This window comes from Streptomyces sp. NPDC019224, from assembly GCF_040632605.1.
In the GTDB taxonomy this organism is placed as follows: domain Bacteria; phylum Actinomycetota; class Actinomycetes; order Streptomycetales; family Streptomycetaceae; genus Streptomyces.
This window is the reverse complement of sequence record NZ_JBEYCF010000002.1, coordinates 242,134-254,181: the sequence shown is the minus strand read 5'-3', so window position 1 is coordinate 254,181 and position 12,048 is coordinate 242,134. Positions and strand designations below refer to the sequence as shown.

The 12,048-nt window shown below is 74.3% G+C and carries 8 protein-coding genes; all 8 read right to left on the bottom strand.

What is annotated here, in order from left to right:
* Nucleotides 1-88 precede the first annotated feature (88 nt).
* Nucleotides 89-1,417, bottom strand: a complete 1,329-nt coding sequence (locus ABZ564_RS02565) for a VWA domain-containing protein (protein WP_360848231.1) — start codon at nt 1,415-1,417, stop codon at nt 89-91.
* 87 nt (nt 1,418-1,504) lie between these two features.
* Nucleotides 1,505-2,761, bottom strand: a complete 1,257-nt coding sequence (locus ABZ564_RS02560; protein WP_360848229.1) for a PP2C family serine/threonine-protein phosphatase — start codon at nt 2,759-2,761, stop codon at nt 1,505-1,507.
* Entirely contained in the window at nt 2,758-5,499 is a 2,742-nt protein-coding gene (locus tag ABZ564_RS02555) for a tetratricopeptide repeat protein (protein ID WP_360848226.1), read from the bottom strand. The genes ABZ564_RS02560 and ABZ564_RS02555 overlap by 4 nt, the downstream gene beginning before the upstream one ends.
* A 49-nt stretch (nt 5,500-5,548) precedes the next feature.
* Nucleotides 5,549-6,901: a hypothetical protein gene (locus ABZ564_RS02550; protein WP_360848223.1), complete on the bottom strand. Its 1,353-nt coding sequence runs from the start codon at nt 6,899-6,901 to the stop codon at nt 5,549-5,551.
* Between the two features lie 80 nt (nt 6,902-6,981).
* Nucleotides 6,982-8,025: a glutamate ABC transporter substrate-binding protein gene (locus ABZ564_RS02545; protein ID WP_360848220.1), complete on the bottom strand. Its 1,044-nt coding sequence runs from the start codon at nt 8,023-8,025 to the stop codon at nt 6,982-6,984.
* An 11-nt stretch (nt 8,026-8,036) separates the two neighbouring features.
* A complete protein-coding gene (locus tag ABZ564_RS02540) occupies nt 8,037-9,362 on the bottom strand; it encodes a hypothetical protein (RefSeq protein WP_360848301.1) in 1,326 nt (441 codons plus the stop codon).
* A gap of 452 nt (nt 9,363-9,814) precedes the next feature.
* Complete coding sequence (locus ABZ564_RS02535; RefSeq protein ID WP_360848217.1) at nt 9,815-10,789, bottom strand: BadF/BadG/BcrA/BcrD ATPase family protein; 975 nt, start codon at nt 10,787-10,789, stop codon at nt 9,815-9,817.
* Complete coding sequence (locus ABZ564_RS02530) at nt 10,780-12,045, bottom strand: 6-phospho-beta-glucosidase (RefSeq protein WP_360848214.1); 1,266 nt, start codon at nt 12,043-12,045, stop codon at nt 10,780-10,782. The genes ABZ564_RS02535 and ABZ564_RS02530 overlap by 10 nt, the downstream gene beginning before the upstream one ends.
* Between the last annotated feature and the right edge of the window lie 3 nt (nt 12,046-12,048).

The window sequence follows — 12,048 nt, the reverse complement described above, 5'->3', positions numbered from 1 at the left end:
CCTTCTCCGGCCCGCAGGCCGCTGCTTGTCCTGCTCCGCCGCCCGGTGGACCTGAACCAGCGGGTGGCGGATCGTTACGATTGTCCGATTATTTCTTGACGCGAACCGTCTTCGTGGAGCGCGTTTCGAGAGTCATCTCGTCCGCTTCCGCGACCTTCGCCTTCAGTCGCACAGTACCCGTCGCCGCGTCGACGACGTCTACCACCTTCGAAAGCAGTTTCGCAGTGTCCTCGTTCCCGGACGCCGACGCCAACTGCACCGCACGGCCGAGTTTGGCCGTGGCGCCGTCGAAGTCTCCCGATTTGCGGGCATCCAGACCCTGCTGGATGACTTGTGCCAGTTCGGCCTGCCCCGTGTAGTGCGCGACCTGCGGATTGATCGAGGTCGACGCCACCATGTCGTCCGTCCACACCGCCCGCACCAGGCCCTGCGAGAGGGTCTGCGGCGCCCCGCCCGCCGGGTCGGGCAGGACCAGCGAGACCCGGGCCGCGAGCATCTCCTGCCCGATGCCGGCCTCCGGCACCCGGACGCAGACGTGGTAGTCGCGGGACTCGTCGCCCCAGGAACCGGTGGGGTAGTCCCCGGCGCGGGGGCCCGCCTCGGTGCGGCGGCCGGTCAGGTCGGCGACCGTAGGCGCGACCTGCTTCACGAACTTGATCTCCACGCCCACCGGGGTCCACAGCCGCAGCGCCACGTCCGCGACCTCCTTGCCCATGGCGTTCTCCATCATGTGCGTGAAGTCCGCGGCGAGCCCGGCCGGGTCGGCGACGATGTCGGCGGTACCGAGGAGTGCCGAGGCGATGGCTGTGACTTCTTTCACCTCCCAGTCGGTGCCGACCCCGCGGGCGTCACAGGTGAACCGGCCCGCACAGGCTTCCAGCGCGGCGCGCAGGTCCTCGGGCGACTCGTGCTCGTTGCGCCCGTCGGTGAGCAGGATGCCGTGCCGGATGTCCACGTCGGCGGCGCCGAGCAGCCGGTCCGCCAGCCGCAGCCAGGTCCCGATCGCCGTACCGCCGCCCGCGCTCAGCCTGCGCAGGGCCCCCTTGGCCTCGGCCCGGGTCCGCGCATCGGCGACCGCGAGCCGGCCGTTGCCCGGGTAGACCTCCCTGGCCACGTGCGTCCCGGCCACCACGGCGAACGAGGTGCCGTCGCGCAGGGTGTCCACGGCCGCCGCCGTCGCGTCGCGGGCGTTGCGCATCTTCGTCGGCGGGTAGTCCATCGAACCCGAGCAGTCCACCATGACCACCACGGCGGCGCCGGCGGCCCGCCCGGGCAGCGGTATGCCCCCGGTGGTGCCGCCCCCGGTCGAGGTCACCGTGATGATGCCGTTGACCTCGCGGCCGCCCTCGGGCAGGAATTCGTTCTGGTACACCTCGACGGAGAACTGCGGCACGTTCGACTTGGAGAAGTTGGCCATCTGATCGGCTCCTTGAGGCTCCATGGGTCAGATGAAGACAGAGGTACGGACAAGGCATCGAGGACGGGCAGGGGTGAACCGCCCGTTTCAGGCGGATCCTGCCCCTTGGGCCGGCACGGCGAACGGCAGCAGGGCCACTGTTACGTTGTCGTGGCCGCCGCCGTCGAGGGCGTGCCCGACGAGCACCTGCGCTCCGTGCAGCGGACGTGCGTACGCGTCCTCGGGCACCGCCGCGGCCATCTCCGCCGCGGACTCCGCGTAGTTCCACAGGCCGTCCGTGCAGACCACCACCAGGCCCGGCCGGTCCGGCTTGAACGAGGCGGTGTGCGGCTCCAGTTCGTAGGCGTCGGCGCCGAGCCAGCCCGTGATGGCGTGGGCCCGCTCGTCCGCGTACGCCTCCGCCTCGTTCATCAGGCCCGTCGCGACCATCTGCGCGGCCCACGAGTCGTCCTCGGTGAGCCGGGCCGGCGCGGTGGAGCGGTCCTCGGGCACCCAGTACACGCGGCTGTCGCCGACCCAGCCGACGACCAGTAGGCCGCTCGCCATGACCGCGCCGACCAGGGTGCACGCCGGGGCGTTCTGGCGGCGGCGCGACTCGCGCTCCTGGTCCTGACCGGTCTGCTGCGCCAACCGGTTGACCGACTCCGAGGCCGCCACGATCGCCTCGTGCATCGCCTGCTGCGGATGCGTGCCACGCTGCAGCGACTCCAGCAGGGACTCGTTGGCCGTGCTCGCCGCCGCCGCGGACGCCTCGTCCGGCCTGCTGGCCGACGACACCCCGTCGCAGACGATCGCGACGACGGCGGCCGAGCCGTCCGGCAGGGCGGTCGTCGACACCGCGAAGGAGTCCTCGTTGCGGTGGTGACGCAGACCCCGGTCGCTGACCGCGGCGACCGAACCGAGCTCCTGCTCCATGTGGTCGCGTTCGCGCGGCTGGGCGTGGCCGCAGTTCTCGCAGTAGCCGTCGCCGTCCACCCGGCCGGCCCGGCAGGCCACACAGACCTTGCCACCGGCCGCCGGGGCCGGAGCCGGGGCGGGCGCCGGCGACATACGCGGATCGGGCGCCGCCCCCGGGGAGGCGAGCTCGAAGTCCCCGGAGGCGCCCGGCCCGTCGTGGCGGACCCCGGGCGGGGGGTCCGCGACCGGTGCGGTGGCGGGCGGCGCGGTGCCCGGCGCCGCTCCCGGGGTGGTGATGGCGACCGTCGGGCGGTCGAGAGGCGGCTCGGGCACGGCCGACAGGTCGTACCCGCAGGCGCCGCAGAACAGGTCGCCCTGCTCCAGCGGCTCCTCGCAGCCGGGGCACCTCGGCAAGGCCGTCTCCTGGTGGTTCTGCGACATGTTCACACCCACGTTCTGGGGCGGAAGCGGTTGGCCCGCTCCACCAGTTCGATCCTCTCGGCCCCGGGCTCAGCGAGCCGGGCGAGCATCCGGTACGCACGCTCCAGGCCGAAACGCAGTCCGCGCTCGTCCAGCTCGCTGCCGAGCAGCGTCCCCGGGCCGCGCGCGCCGGCGTGCACGGCCGGCTCCCCGCCCGAGGGGCTACCGGAGAGTACCCAGTCGAGTGCCGTGCCCAGTACCTCGGCCGAAAGACGCTCCCGCCGGACCGCGTCGAGTCCGAGCCCCGCGAGCCCCGACACCTGGGCCGACGCGGCCGTCAGGTCCGCCAGCAGCGGTTCGTCCGGGGCGCGTTCACGCAGCCGGGCCCGGACGGCCGCGATCCGGGCGGCCGTGTAGTGGATCGACGCCTCCGGCACCGACTCCAGTGTCCGGACCGCCGCGTTCCGGTCACCGGCCGCGATCTGCACACGGGCCAGGCCGAACGCCGCGCTCACGAAGCTCGGATCGGTCATCCACACCAGCCGGTAGTACTCGGCGGCGTTGTCCAGCTGCCCCAGTACCTCCGCGCAGATGCCGAGGGCCAGCTTGGGCGCGGGCTCCCCGGGAAACGCGTCGTACACCGCGTCGAACGACAGCGCCGCGTTCTCCTTGTCACCGGTCACCAGGGCGGTGAGGCCCCGGTACCAGACGACGCGCCAGTCGTCCGCGTGCCGCCCCTCCAGCGCGGCCAGGGTCTTCGTGGCGGCGGTGAGGTCGCCCATCTCCAGGCAGGCGCGCAGCTCGCGCAGCCGGGTCTCCAGCGAGGCGGCCGGAACCGCCTGCAACGCGGCGATCAGCTCGGCGGGCGCCGACGCCATCACCCCGGCCAGGAAACCGGCGTTGGGGTCGCTCGCGTCGACCCGGGGCACGGGCAGCGCGAGCGCGGCCCCCCGCACGTCGAGCACGGCCGGCCGGGGTACCCGGGCGCCCGCGGGCACCTGCGGGGCGCCGGGGGAGGGGAGCGGGCTGCGGGGCGCCGGGACGCTCGCGGCGGGCGCGTACGGCAGGGGGCCCGGGCCGGTGCCCGCGCCGCCGGGCGTACGGACATGGGTGGCCGCGGCGGGCACCGGGGCGGCGCCCGTGGGCGAGGCGGGAGGCGGCCCGGCGGGCAGCGCCCCCGGCAGGCCCCCGGGCGGGGTCACGGCGGCGGGCGCGGACGGCGTCCGGGGGCCCGTCCCGCCCCGTCGGCGGCCGAAGCGCCCGCCGGACCCGGCGGCCCGGGCGCCCAGCCGCGACACCTCGCCCGCCCCGTCCGCGAACAGCTCCGTGTCGATGACCCGCAGCTCCGCGCCGAACAGCGTCGACAGGGCCGGGCGCGGGCGCCCCGTCTGCAGCGACACCACCTCCCGCAACACGCCCGTCAGCTGCTCGGCCATCTCGGCGGCCGAGGCGAACCGGCGAGCCGGGTCGGGGTCGGTGGCGCGCACCAGGAGCCGGTAGAACGACTCGTAGGTCCGGAACACCTCGATGTTGTCCGGGTCCGGCAGCGAGTCCACGAAGACGTTCGTGTACCCCTGGAAGTCGAAGGTGAGCACCGCGAGCGTGCGGGCCACCGTGTACAGGTCGGAGGCGACCGACGGGCCCAGATCCGCGACCTCGGGCGCCTGGTAGCCGACCGTGCCGTAGATCGCCGACTCCTCGTCGTCCATCCGGCGGACCGCGCCCATGTCGATCAGCTTCAGCTGGTCCTCGGTCTGGATCGCGTTGTCGACCTTGAAGTCGCAGTACAGCAGGTTGCGGCTGTGCAGATGGCCCAGCGCCTCCAGGGCCTCGATGCCGAAGGCGCACGCCTGCTCGACCGGCAGCGGGTCACGCTTCCCGGCCGCGGTACGGCGCTCGTTGGCGATCTCCTTGAGCGACTTGCCGCCCACGTACTCCATGACGATGTAGCCGTCGAGCGAACCGGTCCGCTGGTCCAGGTGCTCCACGAAGTTGTAGATGCGGACGATGTTGGAGTGCTCGATCTCGGCGAGGAACCGCCGTTCCGAGATCGCCGCCGCCATCGCGTCCTGGTCCCCCGTGTCGAGCAGGCCCTTGAGCACCACCCACCGGTCCGAGACCGCCTTGTCCACCGCGAGGTAGACCCAGCCGAGCCCGCCGTGCGCCAGACAGCCCGCGACCTCGTACTGCCCGTGGACGACGTCGCCCGCCCGGAGCTTGGGCACGAAGGAGTACGGGTGGCCGCACTTGGTGCAGAACCCCTCGGTGCGGCCCGGCCGGCCGCCCCGGGACCGGCCCACCGGTGCCCCGCAGTCCGACCGCGAGCAGAACCGCTTGCGCTCGGGCACCTCCGGGTTCTCCATCACGGCCGTACGCGGATCGGGCCGCGGCACGTCCGGCACCTGCACCAGGCCCGCGCCCAGCCGGTTGCGGCCCGACGCGTTGGACGACCTGGCGGAGGAGCGCACCGAGACCGAGTGCGCGCCGGTCCGGCCGGACAGCGACAGCGACCGCGAGAGCCGCCCCGACACCGAACGCCGCGAGGTCGACGAACGCGAGGACACCCGGGACGAGGACTGCGAGCCGCTGCGGGCCGAGGAACTGCTGGAGCCCCGCCCGCCGCCCGCGATGCCCGTGGGCGGCGAACTCACCAGGCCGTTCGGCGACACCACGGGCGCCAGACCGCAGGTGTCGCAGTACAGCTCACCGCCACCCATGTCCTCGTAACCGCCCTCGCACGCGGGGCGCTGGCACTGCGTACTCATGTCCGTTCCCCCTCTTCGCCCCGCCGCCTCGACGGCCCGTCACATCTGTTCATGATCCCGGCCCGTCCCACCCGTGCCCCCGCCGGTCCTGCGGGCCGGGTGCCCCGCCGCCGCCCAGCAGTTCCAGCGCCGCGTCCTGGTAGCGCTGCACCGCCTGCGCCGCCACCCGCAGATCGCACGGGGCGCTCCACAGCATCCGCCGCGCCGCGTCGTACCGCTCGATCAGGACCGGGTCCTCCGCCAGCCCGTGACGGGCCACCTTCGCCCTGTACGCGTCGAGCCGGCCGCGCAGCTCCGCCCGGACGGCCAGCGGGGCGGTGACCGCCGTCAGCTGCTCCCGGGCCCGCAGCAGCTCCTCCTCGGCCTCCCGCTCCAGGGTCTCCAGGAGCGGCGAGAGGCGGTGCCAGCGGGCGTGCCTGCGGTACTCGGACGCGGCGGCCAGCCGTTCCTGGAGCGCGGTCGGCGGGCCGTTGACCACGGGCACCTCCGACGCGGCGATCTTGGCCAGCACCTCACCGCGCGCCAGCCGGGCCTCGGCCAGGGTGCGGTCGGCCCGGGAGAGCACGTCGCGCAGGTGCACGAGCCGCTGCTCCGCGTCCTGCCGTACGGCGAGCACCGCCTCGACCTCGCGCCGCACCTCGTCCAGCGCCCGGGCCGCCCGGTCGTAGCGGGTCGTGTCGGGGCGCCCGCCGCCGGGCGCGGCACTGCCCGGCCCCGGCAGCCAGAACGCCAGCGGGTCCGAGATCACCTGCGCCCGCAGCGTGGCCAGCTCCTCGGTGATCGCCTCCAGGTCGTCGCCCGAGGGATGCTCACCGGGCCGGACGCCCACCGAGTGCGCCAGCGAGTGCGTGCGGCGCAGTTCGGCGGCGAGGAGGTCTATGCGGGCGGGCATCGCCGACCACACGGTGTCCGACGCGACGACCATGTCCAGGGCGCTCGCGTACAGCCCGTTCATCCGGGAGACCAGCTCCTCCAGCGTGAACCGCTCGGAGAGCCGGGCCGGGCCGGTGACCGACGGGTCGTGCCCGGCGGCGCCGTGCGCCACGGTGACCCCCTGGCCGCGCAGCAGCTCGGTCAGCGTCGCCAGGTCCTCGCGGTTGGGGTGGCGGCGCCGGGCCCGCACCCTGCGCGCTTCGTCCAGCACACCCGCGTACGCCTCGAAGTAGCTCCACAGCAGCGTGATGGACCGCTCGGTGACGGTCCACCGCTCCTTGGTGACGCCGGACAGCTCCGCGCCCTCCAGGAGCCGGCGGCCCGCGTGGTCCTGGAGGGCGAGGAGCGAGGTCTCGATCGCCTCGTGCTCCGCGCCGAGCCGGGCCAGCGCACGGTCGGCCTCGTCCCGGTCCATGACCGGACCGGGCGGCCGGGCCGCGTAGCTGGGGAAGGGGCCAGCGACGCCCATCGATCACCTCTCCGCTCTCCCTGCCGGGCCGGGGCCCCGCAGGATCAGTGCCGCCCGCAGGCCGGGCCGGCCCCGGGGGTCTAGTCCCTGTACTTCGGCGCCGGCGGCGCCTTGATCCCCGGCAGGCCGTCCTCCAGCCATGCGCGGTACGACCTCATCCAGAGGCTGTCCGCGCCGCCGGCCCGGTAGCCGACCAGCACCTTGTTGACCCGGGCCACAAGGTCGTCCGCGCCCTTCTTCGTGGCCACGCCGTAGTACTCGGTGGTGAACGGGGCGCCCTTGAGCTCCACGGCCGGGTCCTGCGCGGCCTGGCCGGCGGCCAGCGCGTTGTCCGTGACGACCGCGTCGACCTCGCCCAGCTGCAGCCGTACCAGGCAGTCCAGCTGGTTGGGGACGGTGAGCCGGTCCTCGTCGGCCGCCGTGCCGTCGTGCTCGTCCTCGAAGACCGAGCCGAACGACTCCTTCTCCAGAGCCTCGTAGGCCGTGGAGCCCTCGGCGGTGCAGATCCGCTTGCCGGCCAGCGTGGAGTTGAAACCGGTGATCGAGTGGTCCTCCTTCGCGGCGAGGACCTGCTGACCGGCCTGGAAGTAGGCCGTGGAGAACGAGACCTGCTTCAGGCGGGCGCAGTTGATCGTCATCGTCCGCACGACGACGTCGACCTTGTCGTTCTCCAGCGCGGCGATGCGCTGGTTGGTCGGGACGGCCCGGAAGACCACCTTGTCGCCGTCACCGAGTATGTCCTCGGCGATGGCCCGCACGAGGTCGATGTCGAAGCCTTCGAGGTCCCCGGACTCCGGGTTGCGGAAGCCCCACTGGAAGCTGTTCTGGTCCACGCCGGCGATGAGCTTGCCGCGCTCCTTGATCTTCCTGACCGCGTCGCCGTCCACCTCGCCCGGTCGCAGGCTGGCCTCCGGGTCCGTGCAGGCATCGGCCCGCGCCTGCACCGCGTGCGCCGCGCCCGGCCCCGTCCCCCGGGGGCCGAAGACGTCGTCGCCCCGGTGGGACAGCGGCAGCAGGGTCAGCGAGGCCGTCACCGCGCAGGCCGCGGCCATCGCCGTGACCCCGCCCCAGCCGCGCAGCCGGCGCGTCCGGCCGCGTCCCGTCCTCGGGTCCTTCGCTGTCATCGCTCCCCCTGTCACCGGAACTCCGAGAGCCTGCGGTTGACCCCGATGATCGCCGCGACCGCGCCGAGCGCGGCCAGCACCGCCGCGCCGACGGGCAGGCCGTCCAGGGCGTCGCGGCCGTCCCGCGCGGCCCGGGTGAAGTCGCTCTGCTCGTGCGCGAGGGCCTCGCGCAGCGCGTCGTCCACCTTCTTGAAGGACTCGCCCGTGGAGTTCTCCTGACCGATGATCTGCTCCAGGGCGGATTCGTAGTCACCGGCGTCGTCGGTCTTCCGGGCGGTCCTGTGACGGCCCTGCCACTCCGCGACCGCCTCGGAGGCCGCGGCGACCGGCTTGCCGCCCTCGGTGTCCCCGGTCTCGTCGGCGAGCTTCGCCGCCGCGGCCAGCTCCTCGCCGAGCGCCTTCATGCCCGCGGTGTAGTCCGTCTCGTACTTGTCGTCCTTGCCGTCCGCGGTGAGCACCGCGCCCCGGGCGACCACCGTGAGGTTCTCGTCGGCGCGCGCCTTCAGCGAGTCGATGCGCGCCCGGTGGAGCACGTCCATGGACCGCTGCCCGTGCGAATCGGCCGCCGCCAGGTCGGCCCTGGCCACCGTGTGTCCCACCGCCAGCCACAGCAGCAGCACCGTCGTCGCGGCCGTCGCGGCCACCAGGCCCTGGTTGAACACCCGGTTCGTCCGGCGGTAGTTGCGCCGCTGCGCCCACACGAGCACCACCAGCGCGACGACTCCGACGCCCAGCGAGAACAACGGCCGGGCCCGTGCGGAGCCGTGGTCCCGGCCGAGCCGGCCGGTCTCCGCCGTGTACAGCCGCTCGGCGGCGGGCAGCAGCTCGCCGGACATCTGCTGGTTCGCGTACCGGAGGTAGGCGCCGCCGAGCGGGAGTCCCTGCCGGTTGGCGGCGCGGGCCCGCTCGATCAGGCCCGCGTAGCGCGGAAGGCCCTTGTTGAGCGTGGTGATCTCACGGCCGGACGCCGTGGCCGCTTCCGTGTTCGCCGCGGCCGTCACCAGCAGCCGGGCCGCCTCCTCGATGTCCTTCACATACTGCTCGTGCACCGCGCGCGGCTCCTGCGGCCCGGCCAGGAAGCCGCTCGCCGCCGCCGCGTCCGCGTCGGCCAGTGAGCGGTAGATGCCCGCCGCGTCCACGCTGAGCGGCTGGCTGCGCTCCACCACGTCGTCGGCCGAGGCCGCCCGCCCGCTGATCTCGGCCGCCGTCACCGCCCCGAACGCGAGGACCAGCAGGGCCAGGACGGCCCCGATGATCTGGAGGCGGCCCGGTTCGGTGGTCGCCGCGGCACGCAGCCGCCCGGCCACGGCGGCGCGGGCGCTCGGCTGCGGCGGCACGGGTACGGCCGCCGGCGCAGGCGGCTGCTCCGGTGCGCGGTACGGCGCCGGGCGCACACTCGGCGGGTGTGTCACTTGACCTCCCCCTCGGTCACTGACGGCGGCCCGCCCCCCGGCCGATCGGGGGACTGGTACCCGGCCAGAAGTATGGCCGCAGGGACCGGCACACACATCCAGAACGTCTGGATCGGGCACCGGACCACGCGGTGGCCGACCGCGACCGGCCGCGGTCAACGGCATTCGATCAAGAACAGGCACCGTTGATCAAGGGCGAACGGCACGATCCCCCACCGGACCGTCCCCCCACCATCAACACGTCCGGGGCGCCCGATCGGTTCCCGTACGCGAAAGGCGCCCCGCGACCCGCAGGTCGCGGGACGCCCCTGACGCCCCGGCGGCAGGCCGGGTCCGCGGGGTCCTGCCGGCCCGTCAGGCCCGGCCCGGACACCGCCTCAGGCGTACTGCGCCCGCAGCCTGGCGTGCACGGCCGGCGCCGCGCCCGTGTGGTCCAGGCCCAGGAGCCCGGCGCCCAGCACCGGGGACTCCCGCACCACCCGCACCACGGCCTTCGGGGCCCGCGCCGCGAGGAGTCCGGCGATCCGCTCGTCCAACCGCGGGTGGCGCGCCGCCAGTACGCTGCCGCCCAGCAGCACCGGCGTCTCCTCGCCGAGCAGTCCGAGCCGGGCCAGCGCGACCGAGGCCAGCGCCACGACCTCCTCGGCCAGCCGGTCCACCAGGGCCCGCGCCACCGGGTCGCCCGCCGCGCTCGTCGCGAAGAGCACCGGGGCCAGCTCGTGCCGGCGCCCCGGCGCGATGCGGCCCAGGTGCAGCGCCTCGATCAGCGCGTACATCGAGTCGAGCCCGAAGTGCGCGGGGAGCGCCCGGGCCAGCTCGGTCGGCTCGCCCCGCCCGTCCTCGGCGCGCGCGGCGAACCACATCGCCTCCTCGGACAGGCCCGAACCGCCGCCCCAGTCACCGGATATCCGGCCGATCGCGGGGAAGCGCGCGGTGCGCCCGTCCGGGACCATGCCGACGCAGTTGATCCCCGCCCCGCACACCACGGCCACGCCGCGCGGCTCGTCGATCCCGGCCCGCAGGATCGCGAAGGTGTCGTTGCGGACCTCGACCGTACGGCCCCAGCCACGCGCGGCCAGCGCCGCGGTCAGCTGCTCCTCCTCGACCGGCAGATCCGCGTTGGCGAGGCAGGCGGACACATGGGCGACCTGCCCGGCGTCCGCACCGGCCTCGGCGAACGCCCGCTCCACCGCCGCGCCGAGCACGTCGACGGCCGGCTCCACACCGACCCGCGGCGGCTGGAACCCGCCGCCCCTGGCCGTGGCCAGCACCGTGCCGTCCGCACCGACGAGTGCCACATCGGTCTTGCTGTTCCCCGCGTCGATCGCGAGGACCGAACCGTTCACGCCCACGCGAGGTGCTCCCGGTTGTGCGCGATCAGCTTGTCGGTGAGCGCCTCGGCGTACTCGAACTGGCCGATCAGGGGGTGGGCGAGCAGCGCCTTGAACACCCGGTCCCGGCCGCCGCGCAGGGCGGCCTCCAGCGCCAGGTCCTCGTATGCCGTGACGTTGGCGATCAGCCCCGCGTACAGCGGGTCCAGGGCCGGCACCGCGAGCGGCGTCGCGCCCGAGCCGTCGACCTTCGCCTGCACCTCGATGACCGCGTCGTCCGGCAGGAACGGCAGCGTGCCGTTGTTGTACGTGTTGACCACCTGGTGCGCCGAACCGCCGCCGCCCAGCAGCGCCGCCGCCAGGTCCACGGCCGCCTCCGAGTAGAAGGCGCCGCCGCGCTTGGCGAGCAGCGCGGGCTTCTCGTCCAGCGCCGGATCGCCGTACATCGCCAGGAGCTCCTTCTCCATGGCGGCGACCTGGGCCGCCCGGGAGGGCTTGGTGCCGAGCTCGCGTACGACCTCGTCGTGCGCGTAGAAGTACCGCAGGTAGTACGAGGGGACGACGCCGAGCCGGTCCACGATCGCGCGCGGCATGTGCAGGTCGGCCGCGATGGCGTCGCCGTGCTCGGCGATCAGCCGCGGCAGCACGTCCTCCCCCCGGGGGCCGCCGAGGCGCACCCCGAGCTCCCAGCTCAGGTGGTTCAGCCCGACGTGGTCCAGGTGCACCTCGCCGGGGGCCACGTCGAGCAGCGCCGCGAACTTGCGCTGGAAGCCGATCGCCACGTTGCACAGGCCGACGGCCTTGTGGCCGGCCCGGAGGAGCGCCCGGGTGACGATGCCGACCGGGTTGGTGAAGTCGATGATCCAGGCGTCCGGGTTGGTGCGCCGGACCCGCTCGGCGATGTCCAGGACGACCGGGACGGTGCGCAGGGCCTTGGCGAGGCCGCCGGCCCCGGTGGTCTCCTGGCCGACGCAGCCGCACTCCAGCGGCCAGGTCTCGTCCTGGTCGCGGGCCGCCTGGCCGCCGACGCGCAGCTGGAGCAGGACGGCGTCGGCTCCGGCGACGCCCGCGTCGACGTCCGAGGTGGTGACGATGCGCCCCGGGTGGCCCTGCTTGGCGAAGATCCGCCGGGCGAGGCCGCCCACGAGGTCGAGCCGGTCGGCGGCCGGGTCGACGAGGACCAGCTCCTCGACCGGCAGCGTGTCACGCAGCCGGGCGAATCCGTCGATCAGTTCGGGGGTGTAGGTGGACCCGCCACCCACTACAGCGAGCTTCATGGT